Source organism: Anaerolineae bacterium (assembly GCA_013178165.1).
Classification (GTDB): Bacteria; Chloroflexota; Anaerolineae; order Aggregatilineales; family Ch27; genus Ch27.
In genome coordinates this window covers 159742-182999 of sequence record JABLXG010000004.1, presented here as the reverse complement: position 1 = coordinate 182999, position 23258 = coordinate 159742, and the positions used below count along the sequence as shown (strand labels likewise).

The window sequence follows — 23258 nt, the reverse complement described above, 5'->3', positions numbered from 1 at the left end:
CCGATGCTTCAAGTGCGGTTGCCTGCGCCCGACCGGGCACAAAAAACTTGACGCCTTCGCTCAGATATGCTACGATGCTCCGCACAACCCTATAGAGTGGCATTACGCCTCATCACGAGCGGGGGAGGGAACGGCCCTGTGAACCCGCGGCAACCCCCGGAGCGCCGGGTAGGTGCCAAGTCCGGCCAGGCAACTGGGCAGATGAGACCGCGCACACCGTCACGTACGCGCTTCTCCCCTGACCCGGAGAAGCGTTTTTGTTGCAGAGTACGCAGCAGGAAGGTGGCAAAAGCAGTGGAACAACCCTACCCGATCCTGGAGTTCGATCCGACCCCGCAGGCCATCCTGGAGCCGGGCAAGCTGATTGCGCGCATAGATGTTCCGGAGCGGGGGGTGCTATGCTTCTTTAACGAGGTGATCACCGCCATCTGTGGGGATGGAAAGACCCGGCTCCTGCGTAACCTGCGCAGCGAAATCGGCCCCAACCCACTTTACGAGATCACTATCGACGGGCAGCGGCTGGCCGTGTGCCACCCCGGTGTGGGCGCGCCGCTGGCGGCGGGCTTCCTTGAGGAACTGATCGCCCTGGGCGTCAGTAAGTTCATTGCCTGTGGCGGCGCGGGTGTGCTGCGGCGCGACCTGGTTGTCGGTCACCTCGTTGTGCCGGTCAGCGCAGTCCGCGATGAGGGCACGTCCTACCACTACCTGCCACCGGGTCGTGAGGTCAGCCCTTCCCCGGCGGCGGTGGCCGCCATCGAAGCCGCATTGAATGCAGCAGGGGCAGACTATACGAAGGGCAAGACCTGGACGACCGACGCCATCTACCGTGAGACACCGGATAAGGTCGCCCGCCGCCGGGCTGAGGGCTGCCTGACCGTAGAAATGGAAGCGGCGGCGTTCTTTGCCGTGGCCCGGTTCCGGGGTGTTGAGTTCGGGCAAATTCTGTATGGCGGGGATGACGTCAGCGGTGCGGAATGGGATTCGCGCCGCTGGAACAACCGCGCCACCATCCGTGAGAAGCTGTTCTGGCTGGCGGTGGAAGCTGCTCTGCGGCTATAGGGTAACAGGAACTCAGGGCAGAGCCGGTGTTTGGGCAATCAGGAGAGGGATACGTTGCTCGATCGGCGACGCTTAATCAGACTGGCGCAGTGCGACTACACACAGAACGGGGCAGACTTCATCACGATCTGCACCCATAAACGCGAAAACCGTGAGAATCGACCAGAGCCTACCGCCCTTACGCCAGGGCTTGACAGGAAGACAGATTGTTTATGACCCACCGCCACACCCTGACCTACACCAATCGCCGTTATCTGGACGCCATCGCCGACCATGTCGTGATCTTTGATGGCGCAATGGGTACCAGCATCCAACAGCGCGGCCTCACCGCCGCCGACTTCGGCGGGGAGCAGTACAACGGCTGCAACGACTACCTGTCAATCACCCGCCCGGATGTGATTGAGGCTATTCACGCTTCGTTTCTGGCAGCCGGCGCAGAAGCAGTGGAGACCAACACCTTCCGCGCCAACCGCCTGACGCTGGGCGAATACGGCCTGGCTGAGCGCGTGCTGGAGATCAACCGCGCTGCCGCCCAGATCGCCCGCCGGGTTTGCGATCGCTTCACTGCCGAGACCGGCATCCCGCGCTTTGTGGCTGGCAGCATCGGCCCCTCCGGTAAGCTGCCTAGCGGCAACGATCCCGACCTGAGCAACATCACCTTCGACGCGCTGGCCGATCTTTTCTACGAGCAGGCGCAGGGCCTGGTGGAAGGCGGCGCTGACCTGCTGCTGGTGGAAACCAGCCAGGATATTCTGGAAGTCAAGGCGGCCGTCGTCGGTATCAACCGCTACTTTGCCGACGCCGGCGTACGCATCCCACTGCAGGTGCAGGTCACGCTGGATGTGTCGGGCCGGATGCTCTTCGGGACGGAGATCGACGCCGCCCTGGCTACGTTGGAGGCGCTGCCCATCGACGTGATCGGCCTCAACTGCTCCACCGGGCCGGAGCACATGCGCGCGCCGATCCGCTACCTGGTCGAGCACAGCACGCTACCGGTCAGCGTCCTGCCCAATGCTGGCCTGCCGATCAACGTCGATGGGGAGGCCGTCTACCCGCTGGAGCCGGACCCGTTCAGCCGCATGGTCGCTGAGTTCGCCGAGTGGGGCGTCAGCGTGGTTGGGGGGTGCTGTGGCACGCGCCCAGAGCATATCGCCCGCCTGTACGAAGCTGTGCACGGCCACCCGGTCGATATCGTCCTGCAAACGCGGCAGCGGCGCGCCCCGGTCCTGCGCCGCCCGGAGCACATTCCCCAGGTCAGCAGCAACATGAAGGCGACTGCTCTGCTGCAAAACCCCGGTCCGACCCTGATCGGCGAGCGGATCAACAGCCAGGGCAGCCGCAAGGTCAAGCGCCTGCTGCTGGAGGAAGACTACGACAGCATCGTCCAGATCGCGGTTGAGCAGGTGGCCAGCGGCGCGCATATGCTCGATGTGTGCGTCGCCCTCACCGAGCGCGACGACGAGCGCGAACAGATGGTCACGCTGGTCAGAAAGCTGGCGATGGCCGTTGATGTACCGCTGATCATCGATACAACCGAGGCTGACGTGGCCGAGGCCGCGCTGGCCGCCTATCCCGGACGGGCGATCATCAATGGCAACAACCTGGAAAACGGCCGGGAGCGCATCGACCGCATCCTGCCGGTAGCCCGCAAGCACGGCGCGGCGGTGCTCTCCATGACCATCGACGAGGACGGCATGGCCCACGACCGGGAGAAAAAGTTCGAGATCGCGGAGCGGATCACCCGTATCGCCACCGAGGAATACGGCCTGGCCCGCGAGGACCTGATCTTCGATACGCTCACCTTCCCCCTGACCACCGGGCAGGCTGAATTGCGTAATGACGCCAAAGAGACTCTGGCCGCCATCCGCCTGATCAAGGAAAACCTGCCGGGCGTCTACACCTGCCTGGGCGTGAGCAACGTCAGCTTCGGCGTGCAGCCCGCCGCGCGCGGTGTGCTAAACAGTGTTTTCCTCTACCACGCTGTCCAGGCCGGGCTGGATATGGCCATCGTCAACCCGGCCCATATCACGCCCTACGCCGAGATTCCACCGGAGCAACGTAAGCTGGCCGAAGATCTAATCTTCAATACCGACGCCGACGCTCTGCCGCGCTTCATCCAGTACTTCGCCGAGCACGAAGTACAGACCGGCACGGCGGAAGCCACCGATCCCACTGCCGCCATGAGCGCCGAGGAAGCGCTACACTGGCAGATCGTCCACCGCAAGAAAGACGGCGTGGAAGCCCTGATCGACTCCTGCCTGACCCGCCAGGATGCCATCGGTGTGTTGAACAACGTCCTGCTACCCGCCATGAAGGAGGTCGGCGATAAATTCGGCGCGGGCGAGTTAATCCTACCCTTCGTGCTGCAGAGCGCCGAAGTGATGAAGAAAGCCGTCGGCTACCTGGAGCAGTTCATGGAGAAGGTGGAAGGCACCAGCAAAGGCACGGTCGTGCTCGCCACTGTCTACGGCGATGTCCACGACATCGGCAAGAATCTGGTCAAGACCATCCTCAGCAACAACGGTTATACCGTCCACGACCTTGGCAAGCAGGTGCCCGCCAACACGATCATCGACATGGCGATCGAGCAGCGCGCCGATGCCATCGGCCTCAGCGCTCTGCTGGTCAGCACGTCGAAGCAGATGCCGCTGATCGTCAACGAACTGGGGCGCCGGGGCCTGGATATTCCGGTACTGGTCGGCGGGGCGGCGATCAACCGCCGCTTCGGGCGGCGTATCCTGTTCCTGGAGGATAGCGGGGAGCCGTATCCGGGTGGGGTGTTCTACTGCAAGGACGCCTTTGAGGGCCTGGCCGTGATGGATCACCTGGTTGACCCGGCTCGCCGCCCCAAACTGCTGAGTCAGATCGTGGCCGAGGGCTACGCCGAGATCGGCCAGAAGCCGCGCCCGACCGTCACCGGGAGCGCGCGCCGCAGCGCCGTCAAGCCCGCTGAGACCATCCCCGTCCCGCCCTTCTGGGGGCCGAAGACCATCCGCCAGATGCCGCTGGAGATCGTCTTCCAACACCTGCACAGGCCGGAACTGTTCCGCCTGTCCTGGGGGGCCAGGAACGCCCACGGCGAAGAATGGGAGGCGCTGCAGGCACAATTTGAGACGCGGCTGGCCCGGATGCAAAAGGACGCCCTGGCCCGGCGCACACTTGTCCCGCAGGCGGTCTACGGCTACTTCCCCGTCAACAGTGACGGCGACGATCTGATCGTGTGGGACTGGGAGCGCCTCACCACGAACGGCCAGCGGGTGGAGGCGGGCCGCTTCCGCTTCCCCCGCCAGAACAAAGGCGAATTCCTTTGCCTGAGCGATTATTTCGCCCCGGTGACGGGTGAGCAGGTGGACGTGGCCGCGCTGCAGGTGGTCACCGTTGGCCGGGAGGCCAGCGCCGAATTCGAGCGCCTGCAGGCCGCCGACAACTACAGCGAAGCCTATTTCTTCCATGGCCTGGCCGTCCAGACCGCTGAGGCTACCGCCAATTTCGTGCACGAGCACGTCCGACGAGAGTTACGGCTGGCAGAGACGCAGGGCAAGCGCTATAGCTGGGGCTACCCGGCCTGCCCCGATCTGGCTGATCATGCGCTGGTCTTCGCTCTGCTGCCCGCTGTGACGCACGAGCTAGGCATGACGCTCACCCCGGCCTACCAGCTCGTGCCGGAGCAGAGCACCGCCGCCATCGTCCTCCACCATCCGGAGGCTAAATACTACAGCGTCGAGATCGACCGGGTGAAGGAGATTCTGGGGGGAAAAGAGGCCTGGCCATCGTCTGACGCTCGGATTCGCCCTGCCTGATCGACGCTGACCGGACTATACTGTGACCAGGAGACAAGGCGTGAAGCTTTCTTCGGCCAGTTTGCACTGTACCGGCTGGCTTAGTAAGGATTCCGGATATGGATCGTGAAACCGTCGGATGTTCCCGGCGCGCCCTCCTGAGCACTGTGCTGATGATCGCGCTGATGATGACCTGCCTGGGCGGGCTGGCACTGACCGTCGACCGCATTTGCGTGGCCAACCTGACCCTGCGCCTGCCGCAGTATCCCGGCGCAACCATCGCCTGGGAGCGCCACAACCTCCTGACACCGTTCGGCATGGGCGAGACAGTTATGATGCTGACCGCTCCCGACCCGCCGGAGACCGTGCGGGAGTGGTACGCCCGGCACACCGGCGAGACTCTCCGCGCCAACGTCAACAACCCGCTCTTCCAGTGGGGACGTGGCGAGTGGGTCGTCGACCCCGCGCAGGAAGGATCAGGCAGCCAGATCATCCTGCACGGCACCTGCATGCAGTAAGGGTGCGCCTGTCCGCCCCCTGTTGCTTCGCCGCCACATCACCGTAACCCGGAGGACAGACTCCATGCCTGCCAGACCTTTTCGTGAACGTCTTGCCGCCGACACGCCTATCCTGACCGACGGCGCAATGGGCACTACCCTGCACCAGCACGGCATCCCGATCGACGCCTGCTTCGATGAGTTGAACCTGAGCCGCCCGGAGCTGATCAGAGCGATTCATGTGAGCTTTCTGGAGGCCGGGGCGGAACTGCTCAAGACCAATACCTTTGGCGCCAACCGCTACAAGCTGGCCCGCTTTGGCCTGGAGGCACAGGTTAGCGCTATCAACGCTGCAGGAGTCGCCCTGGCCCGGCAGGCCGCCGCGGAAGCCAGCCACCCGGAGACCTACATCGCCGGTTCGGTCGGGCCTCTGGGCGTGCGTCTGCGACCCTACGGGCGCGTCAGCCCGGAAGATGCCCGCGCCGCCTTTCGTGAGCAGATCGCGGCTCTGGCCGGGGCCGGTGTAGACGCCATCCTGCTGGAGACCTTCACCGACCGCCTGGAAATTCTGGAGGCGCTGGCCGCCGCCCGCGAGGCCGCGCCAGATTTGCCGGTCATCGCCAACATGACCTTTGCCGAAGACGATCGGACATTGCTCGGCGACCTGCCGGTGCGCGTCGCCCGCGATCTGCACGCCGCCGGCGCGGACGTGATCGGTGTCAACTGTGGCGGTGGCCCGGCCCAGATCGCCCGTATCCTGGCTGCCATGCGCCAAGCTGTGCCGGAAGCCGCCTGCGCTGCCGTGCCCAACGCCGGTTTCCCGGAAGCCGTCGGCGGGCGGATGATGTACCCGGCCACCGCCGCCTACTTCGCCGACTACGCCCGCACCTTCCAGGCCAGGGGCGCGCGGATCATCGGCGGTTGCTGTGGGACAACGCCGGAGCATATCGCCGCCATGCGCCGGGCGATGGATAGCGCCGCCAACCCCCTGCCTGACCTGAGCATCACCGAACCCGTCAACGACGAACTGCTCATTGCCCAGGAGCAACCCACCGAACTGACCCGCAAGCTGGCCAGCGGCCAGTTCGTCGTCACCGTAGAGATGCACCCGCCGCGCAGCTATACCGCCCAGAAGCTGCTGGCCGCCGCCGAACTGCTGCAATCAGCGGGGGCCGATCTGGTCGATGTCGCCGACAGCCCCACCGCCCGTATGCGGATGAGTCCCTGGGCCGTCTGCCACCTGCTGCACACCCGACTGGGCATCGAGACGGTGCTGCACTTCCCCACCCGTGGCCGCAACCTGCTGCGCATCCAGGGCGATCTGCTGGCCGCCCACGCCCTGGGCCTGCGCAACCTGTTCGTGGTCATGGGCGATCCAACCCACATCGGCGACTACCCGAACGCCATGGATAACTACGATGTCACACCCTCCGGTCTGATCAAGCTGATCAAGCAGCAAATGAACCGGGGCGTTGACCAGGCGGGCAATTCCATCGGCCAGCCAACCACGTTCACCGTCGGCTGCGCCCTGAACATGGGCGCACAGGACCTTGACCACGAGATCAAGATAACCCGGCGCAAGATCGAAGCCGGGGCAGACTTCGCCCTGGGGCAGCCGATCTTCGATCCCGGCGACATCGAGCACTTCCACCGCCGCTACCGCGAACTCACCGGCGAAGACTTCACCCTGCCGGTACTGATGGGCGTGCTGCCTCTGTATGGCGCGCGACACGCTCACTTTCTGCACAACGAAATCCCCGGTATCACCATCCCGGAGGCTATCCTGCGCCGGATCGAAACGGCAGACGACGCTCCGGCGGAAGGCGTGCGGATCGCCCGCGAGTTGCTGCTGGCGATCCGGGGCATGGTTCAGGGCGCGTACCTCATCCCGGCCTTCGGCCACTATGAGCTGGTCGCCGAAGTGATCGACGCGCTGGGCGTGCCCGGTCGTCCCTGATTCCATCCCCGTGCTGTCTTGTCTACAGCAGGGCTTTCCCTGCCCGGCGTCGCTCCTCCGCCGGGCAGGCGCTTTCTCTGATCAGACGCTAATCGGGAGTGTCTAAAGGTAAAGATATGGGTAAAATGGGGGTATGAGCCAATGTCCATACTGTCACCGAACCGAACAGCAGGTCAAAGCGGGTCTGAATGCCTCAGGCAGCCAGCGCTATCTGTGTAAGCGTGCCGCCGCAAGTACACGCCCCAGCCGAATGACATCGGGTATCCAGCTGAAATACGGCGCCAGGCGCTGGAGATGTATGTTGATGGGCTGAACTTTCGGCGTATTGCGCGCCTGCTAAAAGTCAACCATCAAACGGTCGCCAACTGGGTCAAAGCCCACGCTGATCAATTGCCCGATCCGCCGCCGGCTCCTGCCGAGCCCATTGAGGTGGAAGAACTCGATGAGTTGTTCACCTTCGTTGAGCGTAAAAAAACGTCGTCTACGTGATCACCCAGGTCGACCGAGCCAGTCGCTGCATTGTCGGCTGGGATGTGGTCTGGGAAAGGAGCACAGAGGCGCTGCAAGCCATGCTCGACCGTAATCCTCAGGCCCGGCGGTATTATTCGGACGACTTCTCAACCTATCACACACTGGTGTACTATCCCGGTCGTCATCAGGCCCTGACCGACAAGAGCCAGACCTATTCCGTTGAAGCGGACAATGCTGAACTCCGTCACTATCTGGCGCGACTGGCGCGTAAGTCGCGTTGCTTTTCTCGGTGCATTCACGCCCTCTGGCGTTCCATCAAGTTGTTTGTGTTTGCCTGGAATCGCCGCCAGTTATTCAAACGCCAGTTCCCGGCTTACCCGGCTCACCTGAAAGATTTCGTGTATCCTTGAAATTAGACACTCCCCGCTAATCACGGCTGTTGCAAAGTCCGGTAGTGTATCTTTCGCGGTTGAAATTCAGATGCCGGTTGAAGGTTGCCCATCTAAGCACCAAATCGCATGTGTATTTTCTCTCAAAATGACACGCGACTTCATTCTGTTGCAGGAACATGAAAACCATTCCACGAATTTCAACCGAAAAGGATACAGTACCCAAAGTTCCAAGACAAAAAGGCCTTTCCTGGTTAAGGTAGTGTTGTGCGCCACGAACCCTGCACCAGGAAAGGTCAACATGGACTATACCATAGCCGGAAGCGGACAGATAGAGGCACTTTGCGGGGAGGTAGGCGGGCTCTATGAGCGACTGAAGGAGTTAAAGGATCGGCGGGACCGGCGCGGGGTACGCTATCCGTTGGCGGCGGTGCTGATGATCATGGTGTTAGCCAAGCTTTCGGGAGAAGATGAAGCGCGGGGGATAGCGGAGTGGGCGAAGTGGCGGGCCAAGCTCTTGGCGAAGGCGCTGGGGCTCAAACGGGAGAGCATGCCCCATCACACGACCTACAGTCGGATTATAGGGCAGGCGGTGGAGGTGGAGCAGTTCGAGGCGGTGGTACGGGAATACTTCAGCCGCCACCAGCCGGCCGAGGCTCACATTGCGCTGGACGGCAAAGCCATGCGGGGGACGATCGAGCCAGGACACACCCAAGGGGTGCATCTGCTGGCTGCCTATCTGCCAGCGGTGGGGGTCGTGGTGGGACAAAGTGCAGTGGCCAGCAAGGAAAACGAAATTGTGGTTGCCCCTGCGCTGTTGGCCAGTCTGGACTTGCACGATGCCGTGGTGAGTGGGGATGCCCTGTTGGCTCAGCGGAGCTTATCGAGCCAGATAGTGGCGGCAGGGGGAAACTATCTGTAGATCGTCAAGGACAACCAGCCGCATTTGCTGGCGGACCTCGAGCGCCTGTTTGCCCCCGAAAGCTGCTTGCCAGGCCATGGCCCGCTGCCCGTCGATTTCGCCCGTGCCAGCACCCTGGACAAAGCGCATGGGCGGCTGGAACGGCGTACTCTGACGGCCAGCAGCCTGCTCCAGGGCTACAGCCAGTGGCCCCATCTGGCTCAGGTGTTCCAGCTTGAACGGCAAACCCTCACCCTCCGCAGTGGCCACCTCACCTATGAAGTCGTCTACGGCGTAACCAGTCTCTCTCGCGCCCAGGCCTCGCCGAACCGCCTCCTTCACCTGGTCCGTCGTCATTGGGGAATCGAAAACGAGGCTCATTACTCCCGTGATGTGACCTTCAAGGAAGACCGCTGTCGCTTAAAGACGGGCTGCGCCGCTCATGTCATGGCGATCCTCAACAATCTGACCCTGGGGCTCATCCGGTTGTTGAAGTTCGACTTCATTCCCCAAGCACGCCGCTTCTTCAATGCTCGGCTCGACCTGGCGCTTGACCTGCTTCTGGCTCCTCCCTGACAACTTTGCAACAGCCGTGCCCCGCTAATCCACAGGTCTGGCGAGCCAGACAAAACATGATATAATCGCCCTGATTTACCTGATTACGCCACGTCTGCTCTTGCCGTCTCAGCATTCCACGTTGCTCCGGGGCGTGCCTGACAATAAGATTTTTGCCTACCGCAGGAAAACTTACTGATGACTATCCGAACTGAAGATGTGATCGTACCGCCCGTTGTCCCCGCCCGGAGCTTTTCCGTGCGCCAGAACCTGGCGCTGATCGTTGTGCTGGCCAAGCTGCGGATTGTCACGCTGCTGCTGGCGGCGGCCTGGGGCGGCGCAATGCTGGCCAGCGGCGGGCGCCCGGCGGCTGCCGATCTGCTGCTGCTGACCATCACCGGGACACTGGCCGCCGGCGGCTCCGGCGCAATCAACCAGTACCTTGAACGCGATCAGGACGCCCGCATGAAGCGCACCCGCCGCCGCCCGCTGGCCACCGGCCAGATCCGCCCGATCTGGGCGCTGATCGGCGGCACGGGCAGCGTTGTCGCCGCGGTGGGGCTGGCCCTGCTGGCCGGTAACCTGGCGCTGGCTTTCTTCCTGGCGCTGGGGGCGTTCATCTACATTGGCGTCTACACCCTGTGGCTCAAGCCGCGCACGCTGCTTAATGTCGTGATCGGCGGGGCGGCGGGCAGCGCTGCTGTCCTGAGCGGCTCGGCTGCTGTGGGTAACTGGGCCGATTCGGGCGCGCTGCTGCTGGCGGCGTTGCTCTTCACCTGGAGTCCCAGCCACTTCTGGAGCCTGGCGCTGGTCTACCGCAAAGACTACGCCAGCGCCAACTTCCCCATGCTGCCGGTGGTGATGGAACGGCGGCGGGCGGTGCTGTGGACGCTTGTCCACATGGCCGTCACCGCAGCCATCGGCCTGCTGCTGGCGGTGCATCCTGCGCTGGGCTGGGCTTACTTTGCCCCGATGCTGGCTGCCACACTGTGGCTGGGCCGCGACTCGATCGGCCTGCTGCACGCCCACCAGCAGGGCAGCGAAGGGGAAGAAGGCCGCCAGGCCATGACGTTATTCAAGGCTTCCAATATCTACCTGGCGCTGGTGCTGCTGATGATCTGCATTGCTGCTATCATTTAGCCGTCTGCTTCCTACTCCGCGCCCATCACCCTGCCGGGGGGCGCACATCCCGTTCGTCACTCACCTCAGGAGGGCAATGTTATGAGCAGCAGCTCAAAGAAAAGTGTGATCACCTGTGACCTGGAAGGCCGCATCGAAACATTCAATGCCGCTGCGGCGGAGATCTTCGGCTACACGCAGGAAGACATCATCGGCAAGAAGCGGGTCTCGCTGTTCTCGCCAGGCGAAGTAGTCCTGGAGCACGTCCCGACCTGGCTCAAGATCGCCCGCGAGCAGGGTGAATTCCGCGGGGAGACCGTCTTTGTGCGTCGCGACGGCACGCCGTTCGCCGCCCGCATCCGCATCACGCCGACCTACAAACACGGCCAGCAGATCGGCTATTGCGGTGTGACCGAAGTACTGGAGGAGATCGACCCGGCGCAGGCCATGCCCCGCATCAGCCCGGCCACGCGGCTCTTCCGCTGGCTGGTCATCACCCGCGCCCCGTTCCTGACGGCCATGATCGTGCCGGTGTTGATCGGCGCGGCATGGGTGGCGGTGCAGGGGGGGCCGTTCGCCTGGGGGCGTTTCGTCCTGGCGCTGCTGGCCGGCATGTTGCTGCACGTCGCCGCCAATACCTTCAACGACTATTTCGACTGGACCAGCGGCACCGACCCGATCAACAACAACTACTTCCTGCCCTACTCCGGCGGCAGCCGGTCCATCGAACTGGGTCTGATCAGCGAAGGGGCACTGCGCCGCCTGGCCTTCGCCGCCCTGGGCGGGTCGGCGCTGATCGGCTTGGTGCTGACGGCTCTCAGCGGCCCCGGTATCCTGCTCTTCGGGCTGATCGGGGCGCTTTCCGCCTACTTCTACACAGCGCCGCCCCTGCGGCTGGCTGCGCGGCGCGGTCTGGGCGAGTTGTTGGTCGGCCTTAACTTCGGCCCGCTGGCCACCGCCGGGACAGTTTACGCCCTGACCGGCCAGGCGGCGGCAGTCGACTTTCTGATCGGGGTCCCGATCGGTCTGCTGGTCATCGCCATTTTGTGGATCAACCAGTTCCCGGATGAAGAGAGCGACCGGGCAGCCGGCAAGCACAACCTGGTCGTCGTCCTCGGCAAGGAGCGCGCCCGGTGGGGTTATTTGCTGCTGCTGGCAGGCGCCTTCATCCTGACCCTCTACTGGACGATCAGCGGCGTCTTTCCGGTGGGCGCGGCGCTGATCCTCGGCGGGTTGCCGCTGGCCGTGCGGGCCGTACGCATTGCCCTGCGCCACTACGCTGATCGCAGCCTGGTGCAGGCCAACGCCGCCACAATCCGGCTGCATCTGGTAGCCGGGGTACTGATGACCATCGGCCTGCTAGCCAGCAATGTACTGCGGCAGTTCTTTGGCGGGTAACGCGACCGGCGAACAGTTCCACTCATCACCTGCATACCAGTACACGGCATCTGCGCTCCCGCTGCCGGATGCCGTGTAATTTGCCATCCTGCAACCGGGTTGCACGCTGTGCGTAGAATCAAACAGCACCGTACGAGTCACGGATTTACCGGGAAGCAGGCAGACATGAGCCAGAAAACCGTGGGCGACCGCATCCTTTCAATTATCACTGGCACGCTGGGCAGTCTGGTCCCCAGCGGGATCAGCAACGCTGTAGGGGGCGTGATCGACTTCGCCTATGTCCGCGTGCTGGGGCTACCCTTCATCGTGCTCGGCTACCGCCAGACCGGCAAGACCACCCTGCTGGAATGGCTGCGCCGCGACACGGCTTACCTGGGCGACTTCGACCCCGAGCCGACGGCAGCCGGCGGCCAGGCAGTCGGCGCGTTTGGAGCGCAGATCGGCGACGAGACCCTGCGCGTCAGGCCACGCCGCGATGTCGGCGGGGAATACGCCATGTGGGAAACCGACTGGGTGGACCTGTTCCGAGAGGCCAAACCGCGCGGCATTCTCTTCTTGATCGACCATACCAACGTTCACCAGCACAAGGACGCGCTCAACTTCGTCCTGCAGATGATTGACGACGAACCAGCCGCCCGCAAGAGCCTGCGGATGTTCATGCTACTGGTGAACAAATCTGACCTGTGGAGCGGCAGCCGCACGCTGGATGAGTTGCTCGGCGATTACCGCAACGAGACGCGACGGCTCAAGTCGCAGGCGGAGCGTCTGGGCTACCGCTACGCCATCGCCAGCGCCAGCCTGATCACCGGCGCGGGCGTCACCAGCACCCTCACCCAGTTCTTCAACGGCATCCGTCCCCGCCCGCGTCGCCAGCCAGCGGCTACCCCGCCCGCCAGCACATGACCCGCCTGATCCTGGAATACGTCCTAGACGGTCCGCACCCCGGCTACGCTTTCACCACGCAGGTGGACGGCCTGGATGCGGCGGTGCTCAAGATCATCTGGCAGAATGCCCTGCCGCGCGGTACCGGCTGGCGCCACTATCCCGGTGCGCGGGCGCTCAAAGGCTTCCCGCTGGAGGATGGGCGCCAGGCAGCGCTGGCCGATGTGATCGTAACCAACCAGAAGGATGAAACAGGCCGGCGGGGCATCCGCCGCGCGGAGATCACCGTCCTTGACGCCGCCGACTACCTGGACGCCCTGGCCCTGCGGCTGGCAATGCTGCCGGAGGCAGCCCGGGACGAAGCCAGGCAACGGCTCTCCTGGGGGCGCTGGAAGCAGATTGCTGACCGCACTGCACCTGGAACGCACCGCAATGGCGGCCAGATCGTCCTGGCCGCGCCCTACACCGGGATCGCCGACTGGCAGGTGATGGAGGCGATCGTGCTGATGGTCGCCACTGCGCCACCGCTGCGCCTGTTGAGCGGCTGGCCGCGCGTCCCGCCGCTGACCACACTGGCGCTGGACTACCACGCCGAGGCGCGGCTGGTGGCCCTGCCGCTGGCGGCCATCGAGCGCCTCGATGGAATCAGACCAGTCATCTGCACATAGCAGGCCGCTGAAAAACAACAGGGGCGGCTCAGCGCACGCCCCTGCATCTAGCGACCGACCTGCCGGATGAGCAACCGGCAGCCGCCAACCCTACAGATCCTTGAGCAAGACACCCAGCCCAAGGACAACGAAAGCCGCCAGCGCGAGCACGAACGCCTGTAGATCGAAGAACACCAGGCCCGGAATGAGCACAGTCAATACGGCAAGGACGGCAAGGATGACCGCAATCCAGAACGTAACCTGCTTGGGAGCACTGAGTTCCATGGTCTTTCCTTTCGTCTAAGGCCACTCTGAATCGTATTATAATCCGCTTTCTCGAAAATGGAACTCAGGATACTGCTTTCATAGAAGATCGTCCCCGGCGCCGGATCAAAGCAGGCTGCCCGGAATCACCCCCTCCGACTCACCCACGTCCCGTCTTGCGCCGCTCAGTCAGGCGGCGCAGGATGTCACGCTCGTAGCCAATGTCTTTGGGCTGGTACCAGCCCGGCGGTTCCATGTCGAATGGCAGGTAGCGTTGCTCCACCCACCCGCCGGGATAGTCATGCGGGTATTTGTACGCGCCCATATCGCCCATCGTCTCTTTGTAGCGCTCGTGCGTCGTGCCGTGGAATGTATCGGATTTGTCGCGCAGGTAAGGCGGCACTTCTCCCGTGCCGTGCTGCTCCACGTGGGCCAGGGCGGACCAGATCGCCCCCGCACTGTTGCTCTTGGGCGCGGTTGCCAGGTACAGGCACGCTTCCGAGAGGAAGTAGGTGCCCTCCGGCATCCCCACCCATTCAAAGGCCTGGGCCGCCGCCGCAACGACCACCAGCGCCTGCGGATCGGCCAGGCCGATATCCTCGCTGGCCAGGATCATCATCCGCCGCAGGATGAAACGCGGATCCTCCCCGGCGTGGATCATCTTGGCCATCCAGTACAACGCGGCATCGGGGTCAGAACCGCGCACTGATTTGATGAAGGCGCTGATCGTGTCGTAGTGCTCGTCGCCGCCCCGGTCGTAGCGCACGGCCCGCTTCTGGATGCTCTCCTGCGCCACCTCCAGCGTGATGCGGATGATCCCGTGTTCGTCGGGATCGGTGGTCTCCACGGCCAGTTCCAGCGCGTTAAGGGCGCTGCGGGCGTCCCCGCCGGCCACACGCACCAGATGATCCAGGGCATCGTCATCGAGCAGGATTTTGCGGTCGCCATACCCGCGTTCCGAATCGGTCAGGGCGCGGCGAACCAGCAGTTTGACATGATCATCGCTGAGGGGCGAGAGCCGGAAGACCCGGCTGCGGGAGAGCAGCGGCCCGACCAGGCTGAAGAACGGGTTTTCTGTGGTCGCGCCGATCAGCACGACCGTGTTGTTCTCAACGTGGGGCAAGAGCGCGTCTTGCTGGGCCTTGTTCCAGCGGTGAATTTCATCGACAAAGAGAACCGTGCGCTGGTTGTACATGCCCAGGCGCTCTTTGGCCTCGTCGATGACCCGGCGCAAATCCTGGATGCCGGAAGTAACGGCATTGAGGGTGGTGAAGTGCCGCTGGGTGGTATTGGCGATGACATTCGCCAGAGCGGTCTTGCCCACGCCCGGCGGCCCCCAGAGGATGATCGAGGTCAGGCGGTCGGCCTCGATGGCCCGCCGCAGCAGCCGCCCGCGCCCGACGATGTCTTCCTGCCCGACGAATTCCTCCAGCGTGCGCGGGCGCATCCGCGCTGCCAGGGGCGCGTTGCGCTCGGTGCGCTGCTCCCGTGCGAAGTCAAACAGATCGGCCATGCCCCCTCACCCTCGCCAGTCAACACCGCATCGAACAGGTGTTTAATTATAGCGTGGGGGCAGCGCCACGGACAGCGCAGACATCCGGCGGCCAGGCGTTGCTACTGCACGTCGTTGTACGTCCAGTAGCGGTTGGCGAAGTAGTTCCAGAACATCACAATGCCGATGGAGATAGCCTGGGCGATATTGCTGCCAAGCTGGTTAATGGCTGTCGTATCCATCACACCGGGCAGGATCGAATCACCCAGCCGCCCGAAGAAGCCGTACAGTGTTCCAACGAACACCAGCCGGAAGCCCAGACCGACGATACTGACAATGAAGAACTGCACCAGTTGCTGGCCAGCGCTACGCGAACGCGAATCGGGAAAAGTCCAGTAGCGGTTCCACAGGTAGTTGCTGAGCACTGCTGTGCAAAAGGCGATGCCGGTCGCCAGCGCCACCTTGAAGTCGGCATCCGGCGGCCTGGGCACAAGCACGGTGCGTTCCAGCACGTTGAGCACGGAAAAGTCCACCACGGCGCCGACGGTGCCAACAATGGCAAATTTGAGGAAGCGGTCAACTTCCCGCGCCCGCCCACCAAAATGGCTGGCAATCCACCAGATCAGGGCATCAAGCGGGTTTCGTTTCTTGGGCTGGATCACGGCGACATCCATCAGGTTAGTCACTCCATCAGCACCGGCGGCAAACCGGCGCTATTTGACCACAGGAAATGCCCCCTGACAAGGCTGATGTCTAAAGATGAGGCCGAGAGACCGGGATGTCGGGAGGCCGGGAGAGCAGGTGGTGGGATGAGCCATCTCCTGCCAATGCTCCCCGCCCCCCAAGTTTTCCTGACTTACCGAACTCTGGTCTCCCGGCCTCCGTTCTCCTATTCCCGCAGCTTCGCCCCCAGCTTTTGCTGCGCCGCCTTGATGATTTTTTGGCGTAGCTTGTTGACCGGCCCCTCGGTCAGCGTGCGATCGGGAGCGCGGAAGGTCAGGGCGTAGGCCAGGCTCTTCTGCCCGGCGGGGATTGGATCGCCGCTATACACGTCGAACAGGCGCACGTCTTCCAGCAACTCGCCACCAGCGGCGCGGATCACCGCCTCCACCTCAGCGGCAGGAACCTCCCGGTTAACCACCAGGGCGAGGTCTTGGTAAACCGCTGGCTGCGTGGGCACCGGCTGGACTACATGCAATTCATCCGCATGGTCGAGGATCACGTCCAGGTCCAGCTCGGCCAGCATGACCGGCAGCCCTTCCGGCAGGTCGAAGGCACGCAATACTTTGGGATGCGCCTCCCCCAGCACGCCGGCAGAGCGGCCATTCACCGTCAGTTCGGCGGTCCGGCCAGGGAAGAACGTGCCATGCGTCGTCGGCGCGAAGGCGACCCGTCGAATGTGCAAGCCTTCCAGCAGAGTCTCCACCACCCCTTTGAGGTCAAAGAAATCCTGCACGCCTTCCCGCGGGGGCAGGTCCCAGCTGGCAACATCGCGCGGGCCAGCCAGCAACAGGCCCAGCCGCCGCGGTTCAGCGGGTAGCACCTGCCCATTGACAGGCAGGTAGACGCTGCCGATCTCGAACAGGCGCAGGCGGTCGGTATGGCGCAGGTTGCGGGCGGCCACCTCCAGCAGACCAGCCAGCAGCGTGTGGCGCATAACCGTCTTATCCTGGGAGATCGGGTTGGCCAGCGTGACATAGCCGACCGCCGGCAGGCTGGAAGCCACGCCGGGTGGCGTGAGCAGCGCCTCGCGCTCTGGCGTGGTCAGGCGGTAATTGATCACTTCGTTCAGTCCGGCGCCAACCAGCAGGTCACGCGCCCATTCCTCCCGCTGGAGCGCCATATTGCTACGCTGGGGTGGCAGCAGATCATCCATTACAGTGTCAGGGATGCGGTCATAGCCGTAGATGCGTGTGATCTCCTCAATCAGATCAGCCTGACCGATCACACCCGTACCGATGTCCAGCCGGTGATCAGGGACGGTCACGCGCAGACCGTCAGCGCGTTCCTCCACCCCAAACTGCAGGCGGCGTAGAATGGCCGCGATCTCCGCTGCCGTGAAGTCCATCCCCGTGATCCGCCTGACCTCACTCACCGGAAGGTCAACAACGACCGTTTCCGGCTTGAGCGGGTAATTGTCCACGATGCCGCTGGCAACCGTTCCGCCGCCCAGGAGGCGCATCAGTTCTGTGGCGCGGCGCAGGCCAACTTCCGCCTGAGCCGGATGAACGCCCCGGCTGAAGCGCTGGCCTGCCTCCGAGCTGATCTTGCGCGATTGCATGGTGCGCCGGATGTTGATGAAGTTCCAGTTCGCCGCCTCCAGCAGGATGTTACGGCTATCCGGCTGAACCTCGCTCTCCAACCCGCCCATGATACCGGCCAGGCTGAGCGCCCCGGCAGTATCCGCCACCAGCAAATTGTGCGCATCAAGCTGGTGGACAGAGCCATCGAGCAACGTTAGCGATTCTCCCGGCTCAGGCAGGCGGGTGATGATCGTCGGGATGGCTGCGCCGGATTCGGCTGCGCGGCGCTGGATGATATCCCAGTCAAAAGCGTGGAGCGGCTGGCCAGTTTCCAGCATGACGTAGTTGGTGATGTCAACGATATTGTTGATCGGACGCATCCCAGCCTTGCGCAGGCGAAGCTGCATCCACTGCGGCGAAGACCGAATGGTCACCCCTTCGATCAGCGTCAGGGTGAAGCGCGGGTTGAGTTCGGGGTTAGTGATGGTGATGCCCACCCGCCCGGCAATGGACGGGCCGCTCATCAGCACGTCAGTCGGCGGGAGCCGCAGCTCCAGACCAAGCATGGCGGCGATCTCCCGCGCCACGCCGACGACGCTCCAGGCGCGGGCCAGGTTGGGCGTTAATTCGATATCCAGCACGACATCTCCCAGCACATCCTGCAATGGCGTGCCCGGCGCATGCCCGGCCACCAGTTCATCTTCCAGCAGCATGATCCCTTCGTGATCATCGCTGAGACCCAGCTCTTTTTCCGAGCAGACCATCGCCTTGTTATAAATGCCGCGCAGCGGGCGACCCTTGAGGATCATCCGCTTTGGTTCGTCGCTGTGGCCGTCCCAGATTTCGGCGCCTTCCATGGCAAACGGCGACCACAGTGGCGTGGCCAGCGGGCCGGTATCCTTATACTGGAACAGATTCGGCGCCCCGGTGACGCATTCCTCCAGGGCCGCGCCGCCGTAATCCACCACAGCGATGACCAGGCGGTCAGCGTTGGGATGGGATTTGACCTCAACGATCTTGCCCAGGACGATCTTCTGGCGATCCCAGACCAGATGATCAGACGGTGGGACGGTCACGCCAGGTACCCGGTTCTGGGGCACGCCGATGTACTTAATCTTCCCGACTTCCAGCCCGGCCAGCGTCAGGCGCTCGGCCAGCAACTCGACCGGCAGATCCGCCGGGATATCCACATAGTCCTTCAGCCAACTGATCGGGATGAGCATGTTATATGGTTACTCCTCTTTACGAAGACAAGAGGCAAGAGCCAGGTGACAAGAGAAAACCGGCTTACAGCGCCGTCCGACCATTTTCAATTTCCTTGGCCGTCCATTTGATCAGTCCCTGCAACGTCATTCCTACCTCTTGCCGATCCTGTTCGAGCCACCTGGTCGACTCCTCAGCCAGGAAGTTCAGCCTACAGCTCAGGTGAATGTAATTGAACCTCATTCAGCGAACCCTGTGCGGCAAATAGAAACTGGCGAAAATCCTTCAGGGTTTGCCTGCCAGAACCTTTGGTGATATTGGCGGCAACGCTCATCGCTGCCCATCTAAACTGACTTGTCAGACCATAGCGTTCTTCAGGCGGAAAATCACAGGGTAGCTGATAGTCTCTGACAACCAGATCATCCGCCTTCTGCCAGGCCAACATGCCACGGAAGTCAGCCAGCTGTGCTACCGCCTCCCCCAGTTTCCTAGCGCTTGTCTTGCACCTGTTTTGTCTCTGGCCTCTACTCAGAACTGGTTCAAGAACCGCAGGTCGTTGCCCCAGAAGTAGCGGATGTCGCGGATGCCATGCTTGAGCATGGTGATCCGCTCCGGCCCCATGCCGAAAGCGAAGCCACTCCAGACCGTCGGGTCATAGCCGCCATTGCGCAACACAACCGGATGCACCATGCCACAGCCGGCGATCTCCAGCCAGCCTGAATACTTGCACACGTTGCAGCCCGCCCCACCGCACAGGATGCAGTCAACATCCACCTCGGCACTCGGCTCGGTGAACGGGAAGTGCGAGGCGCGGAAGCGCAGACGGCGCTCAGCGCCATACATGCGCCGCGCAAATTCGGTCAGCGTGCCTTTGAGGTCGGTCATGCGGATGCCACGGCCAATGGCCAGCCCTTCCACCTGGTGAAACTGCACCTCGCTGCGGGCGGTGATCTGCTCGTAGCGGTAGCACATGCCCGGCAGGATCACCCGGATTGGCTTCGTGCCGTTCTCGCCATACTCGCGCATGGCGTGGATCTGCCCCGGTGAAGTGTGCGTACGCAGGATCACGCCCGGCTCGGTTGTGTAGAATGTATCCCACATATCGCGGGCCGGGTGGTAAGGAGGCATGTTGAGCAGCCCGAAGTTGACCTCGTCGGTCTCCACATCGCGGCTGCGATAGACCTGAAAGCCCATTTCTGCCCAGATGGCGTACACTTCCCGCAGCGTCTGCGTGGCCGGGTGTAACCGCCCGCGGGCCACCTTCCGCCCCGGCAGGGTCACGTCGACCTGACCCTCCTCCATACTGCGGGCCAGTTCCTGCTCGCGGATTTCCTCCTCCCGGCGGGCAAATGCCTCGCTGAGCAGCGCCTTGATCTCGTTGGCCCGCTTACCAAACGCCGCCCGCTCTTCCGGCGGCAACTGGCCGGTCTGGCGCAGCAGCAGCGTGACCTCGCCTTTACGCCCGATTATCCGTCGCTCCCAGTCGGCCAGCGCTTCGGAGGAAGCGATCTGCGCCAGCTCAGTGGAGGCCTGTTGGTACAGTGTTTCCAGCCTGTCTAGCATCGTCATCACATCCCTCGCCATAAACAAAAAACCCGCGTCCCCTCAGGGACGCGGGTCGAACTCGCGCGGTACCACCCTGTTTGCTGCGTCCCGGCTTTCCGGCAGGCAGCCACTCAAATCACCGGCGGCGCAACCATCATCCGGCTGCGAGACCGGCCGCCCCGTTAACGCTGGGCCTGCGGAGCAGACTACCCAGGCCAACATCACCGCTGGCCCTTCACCTGTCAGCTCAGGAGGGAATTTCAACGAGGGCAACCGGCCCGGGCTTGCAGTCTCAGGCCCGGACTCCCTGTGCGGTGCGAGACTCGCTTACTTGTCTCCGTCAACGCCTTTGGCATGTTATGCAGGTGTCATGATGCTGGTCACATTATGCCGGAGGAGCGCAACGCTGTCAATAATGTCACTGGCGGCGCCGTCTCACCGCGTAGCAGGCAGCTCGTCGCCTGCTTGACGCTTTCCTTGGCTCTCACCCTTCGCCGGCTACACCCGTCATTTTCCTCTATATCCATAGGCACCCGTTGATATCCGTCAATACCTCATTTTCACCTCTTGACACCATTCTACAACCCGTGCTACGCTGAAAATGCCAGTGATCAAGGGAGGGGTTCATGGCTCTGGAACGCGCCGGCATCGATCCCAATGCCATCTATTCCCGGCAGGAAGCAGCCCGGTTGCTGGGCATCAGCCTGAGCACCCTCAAGAAACTGATCAATAATGGCTATCTGAGAGTGAGCAGGCCACCTGGCATGCGCCGCATCTTCATCAAAGGGGAAAGCATCCTGGCCATGCTCGACGCGACCGAAGTGGAGCGGGTGTCATGAACCGGTCAACGGTTCGCGGGACACATCATCCTTTGCCTGCCATCCTGCGCCATGTGCAGGAACTGGCCTGGCAGATTGTTCGCAGGCTGAACCGGACGCTATCCGGCAGCCTGGCAGCCCGGCAGCACCCGGCTTACGCCCTTGTGTCCCTGAGGCGCTTCCCGCCGCCTGGCGGCGGAACCTGAGGGCCAACTTCCTACGGATGATTCTGCAGGGGCGTGAGGTAGCCGGTGCTCACGCCCCTGCGCTTTTGCGGCCCCTGTACCGGGGCCAATAGAGGAGAAACAAACCCGTGGCGGCATCATCCTGGCTCACTGCCCGCCACACCCTGGCCAACGCCAGCCGGCGAGCACCATATCTGTTATCCGGGCTGCCATCCCAGCGCTAATTGTATATTTCGGTTGGGGTGGCCGGGCCGGGCTACACCTGCGCCATCACGGTGCACCAACTTGAGCGCACCTCAGGCCACCCCAACCGAAGAGGATCTGACCGCATTGCTGAGGCACGTTTTAGCGGCACAGGCTTACCGGTAGAAGGCACACGCACACGGGAAACATGGAAACATACGGAGAAAACGCACTTTACCGTGCAAACTGAATCGGACTGCCAGCGGCCCAGAAAGTATGCGGGTGAGGCAGATGCCCGGCCACTTAAGAGTGTTGGCTCCTTTCTGGGCCGAAATTCACCTTTCACCGGCGTTCAGCGCAGGAGGACAACATGAGCGAACCTTATGACCTGCAGACCGCCGTCCCTTACAAAATCTGGGGCCGCGACCAGATCGACGCGGAGACCATCCAGCAGATGGAGCGGGCCGTCCGGCTGCCCATTGCCCTGCGCGGGGCGCTGATGGCTGACGCGCACGTCGGTTACGGTCTGCCCATCGGCGGCGTACTGGCGACCGCCAACGCCGTCATTCCCTACGCCGTCGGCGTGGATATCGCCTGCCGCGTGCGTATGACGATCTTCAATGCCAGCCCGCGCGTTATCGATGAACAGCGCGAACGGCTGCGCCAGGCCATTGAGGACAATACCCGCTTTGGCGAAGGCGCCACCTGGGAAACACCCCAGCACCACGAAGTCATGGACGATCCCGCCTGGCGCGATTTGCCTTTCGCCCGCGAGCGTCGCGACCTGGCCTGGCGGCAACTGGGTACCAGCGGGGCGGGCAACCACTTCGTCGAGTTTGGGGCGCTGACCGTCTGGCAGAAGATCGACCGTATCCCGCCTGGTAACTATCTGGCCCTGCTCTCCCACAGCGGCAGCCGGCGCTTTGGCTTTGAGGCAGCCAACCACTTCACCCAGATCGCCAAACGCCTGCACGAAGGCCGCCTGCCCAAGGACTACCTCAATTTGGCCTGGCTGGAGCTGGGTCGCGAGGGCGATGAATACTGGGCGATCATGGAACTGGCCGGGCGCTACGCCAGCGCCAACCACGCCGTGATCCACCGCCGCATCGCTGACGCCCTGCGCTTTGAAGTGCTGGGCAGTGTGGAAAACCACCACAACTTCGCCTGGAAAGAGACGGTCGATGGCATGGAAGCCATCGTCCACCGCAAGGGGGCGACTCCTGCCGGGCCGGGGGCACTGGGGGTGATCCCCGGCAGCATGAGCGCACCGGGCTACATCGTGCGCGGCAAGGGCAGCATAGAGGCCATCAACTCCGCCGCCCATGGCGCCGGCCGTCAGATGAGCCGGGGCGAGGCGATTCGCCGCTTTAGCTGGGAGGAGGTTGACCGCAAGCTGGATCAGGAACGGATCGACCTGATCTCCGCCGGGCTGGACGAAGTGCCCTACGCCTACAAGGACATCCACCGCGTGATGGAAGCCCAGGCCGATCTGGTGGAACCACTGGCGGAATTCCAGCCACGCATCGTCAAGATGGCGCCGGACAAGAGCCGGCGCGGGGGCCGGGCGGGCAAACAGGGCAAGAAAGGCCGCCGGCGCTGATCCCGATTCCGACGCACTTGTGCCAGCTGGAACAAAATGGATGTATAGTAAAACGTGGAGTTTGCGAGAGG

Annotated in this window: 21 protein-coding genes and 1 riboswitch; of the genes, 15 read left to right on the top strand and 6 right to left on the bottom strand. The window is 63.1% G+C overall.

Features of this window, described 5'->3' with window-relative positions; translation table 11 throughout:
• The first annotated feature begins 106 nt into the window (after positions 1-106).
• A riboswitch (SAM riboswitch) is annotated at positions 107-208 on the top strand.
• The 12 genes from HPY64_03850 (at position 202) to HPY64_03795 (ending at position 13675) form a co-directional block, all read left to right on the top strand.
• Entirely contained in the window at positions 202-1059 is an 858-nt protein-coding gene (locus tag HPY64_03850; GenBank protein NPV66260.1) for a nucleoside phosphorylase, read from the top strand. (Overlaps the previous riboswitch by 7 nt.)
• A 212-nt stretch (positions 1060-1271) precedes the next feature.
• Positions 1272-4859 (top strand): methionine synthase, encoded by a 3588-nt coding sequence (metH, locus tag HPY64_03845; protein ID NPV66259.1) that lies wholly within the window; start codon positions 1272-1274, stop codon positions 4857-4859.
• A gap of 98 nt (positions 4860-4957) precedes the next feature.
• Positions 4958-5356 carry a hypothetical protein gene (locus tag HPY64_03840; GenBank protein NPV66258.1) on the top strand — a complete coding sequence of 133 codons (399 nt, stop codon included), beginning with the start codon at positions 4958-4960 and terminating at the stop codon, positions 5354-5356.
• A 64-nt stretch (positions 5357-5420) separates the two neighbouring features.
• Positions 5421-7292: a bifunctional homocysteine S-methyltransferase/methylenetetrahydrofolate reductase gene (locus HPY64_03835; GenBank protein ID NPV66257.1), complete on the top strand. Its 1872-nt coding sequence runs from the start codon at positions 5421-5423 to the stop codon at positions 7290-7292.
• A 294-nt stretch (positions 7293-7586) separates the two neighbouring features.
• Positions 7587-7781, top strand: a complete 195-nt coding sequence (locus HPY64_03830; protein ID NPV66256.1) for a hypothetical protein — start codon at positions 7587-7589, stop codon at positions 7779-7781.
• Positions 7782-7825: 44 nt separating this feature from the next.
• Positions 7826-8173 carry an IS1 family transposase gene (locus tag HPY64_03825; GenBank protein ID NPV66255.1) on the top strand — a complete coding sequence of 116 codons (348 nt, stop codon included), beginning with the start codon at positions 7826-7828 and terminating at the stop codon, positions 8171-8173.
• 280 nt (positions 8174-8453) lie between these two features.
• Positions 8454-9074, top strand: a complete 621-nt coding sequence (locus HPY64_03820) for an ISAs1 family transposase (GenBank protein ID NPV66254.1) — start codon at positions 8454-8456, stop codon at positions 9072-9074.
• A 24-nt stretch (positions 9075-9098) separates the two neighbouring features.
• Positions 9099-9629 (top strand): ISAs1 family transposase, encoded by a 531-nt coding sequence (locus HPY64_03815; protein NPV66253.1) that lies wholly within the window; start codon positions 9099-9101, stop codon positions 9627-9629.
• Positions 9630-9806: 177 nt separating this feature from the next.
• Positions 9807-10748, top strand: coding sequence for a protoheme IX farnesyltransferase (cyoE, locus tag HPY64_03810; protein ID NPV66252.1), 942 nt, complete (start codon positions 9807-9809; stop codon positions 10746-10748).
• An 81-nt stretch (positions 10749-10829) separates the two neighbouring features.
• Complete coding sequence (locus HPY64_03805) at positions 10830-12125, top strand: UbiA family prenyltransferase (protein NPV66251.1); 1296 nt, start codon at positions 10830-10832, stop codon at positions 12123-12125.
• Between the two features lie 165 nt (positions 12126-12290).
• On the top strand, positions 12291-13028 hold the full coding sequence (locus HPY64_03800) for a hypothetical protein (GenBank protein NPV66250.1): 738 nt from the start codon (positions 12291-12293) through the stop codon (positions 13026-13028).
• On the top strand, positions 13025-13675 hold the full coding sequence (locus HPY64_03795) for a hypothetical protein (GenBank protein ID NPV66249.1): 651 nt from the start codon (positions 13025-13027) through the stop codon (positions 13673-13675). The genes HPY64_03800 and HPY64_03795 overlap by 4 nt, the downstream gene beginning before the upstream one ends.
• Positions 13676-13765: 90 nt before the next feature.
• Here the strand turns inward: HPY64_03795 and HPY64_03790 are convergent, their stop codons facing one another.
• From HPY64_03790 to pheS, 6 genes are all read right to left on the bottom strand, one after another.
• Positions 13766-13939: a hypothetical protein gene (locus HPY64_03790; GenBank protein ID NPV66248.1), complete on the bottom strand. Its 174-nt coding sequence runs from the start codon at positions 13937-13939 to the stop codon at positions 13766-13768.
• 139 nt (positions 13940-14078) lie between these two features.
• The gene (locus HPY64_03785) at positions 14079-15431 is read right to left on the bottom strand and encodes an AAA family ATPase (protein NPV66247.1); all 1353 of its coding nucleotides are present in this window, start codon (positions 15429-15431) and stop codon (positions 14079-14081) included.
• Between the two features lie 101 nt (positions 15432-15532).
• A complete protein-coding gene (locus HPY64_03780; protein ID NPV66246.1) occupies positions 15533-16096 on the bottom strand; it encodes a GtrA family protein in 564 nt (187 codons plus the stop codon).
• Positions 16097-16299: 203 nt separating this feature from the next.
• Positions 16300-18876 (bottom strand): phenylalanine--tRNA ligase subunit beta, encoded by a 2577-nt coding sequence (locus HPY64_03775; protein NPV66245.1) that lies wholly within the window; start codon positions 18874-18876, stop codon positions 16300-16302.
• 191 nt (positions 18877-19067) lie between these two features.
• Positions 19068-19301: a four helix bundle protein gene (locus HPY64_03770; protein NPV66244.1), complete on the bottom strand. Its 234-nt coding sequence runs from the start codon at positions 19299-19301 to the stop codon at positions 19068-19070.
• Between the two features lie 83 nt (positions 19302-19384).
• Positions 19385-20425 (bottom strand): phenylalanine--tRNA ligase subunit alpha, encoded by a 1041-nt coding sequence (gene pheS, locus HPY64_03765; protein NPV66243.1) that lies wholly within the window; start codon positions 20423-20425, stop codon positions 19385-19387.
• A 602-nt stretch (positions 20426-21027) separates the two neighbouring features.
• On the opposite strand from pheS, the gene HPY64_03760 reads away from it, so the two are divergent.
• The 3 genes from HPY64_03760 (at position 21028) to HPY64_03750 (ending at position 23187) form a co-directional block, all read left to right on the top strand.
• Entirely contained in the window at positions 21028-21240 is a 213-nt protein-coding gene (locus HPY64_03760) for a helix-turn-helix domain-containing protein (protein NPV66242.1), read from the top strand.
• On the top strand, positions 21237-21425 hold the full coding sequence (locus tag HPY64_03755; protein ID NPV66241.1) for a hypothetical protein: 189 nt from the start codon (positions 21237-21239) through the stop codon (positions 21423-21425). The genes HPY64_03760 and HPY64_03755 overlap by 4 nt, the downstream gene beginning before the upstream one ends.
• 532 nt (positions 21426-21957) lie before the next feature.
• On the top strand, positions 21958-23187 hold the full coding sequence (locus tag HPY64_03750) for an RtcB family protein (protein ID NPV66240.1): 1230 nt from the start codon (positions 21958-21960) through the stop codon (positions 23185-23187).
• Positions 23188-23258 lie beyond the last annotated feature (71 nt).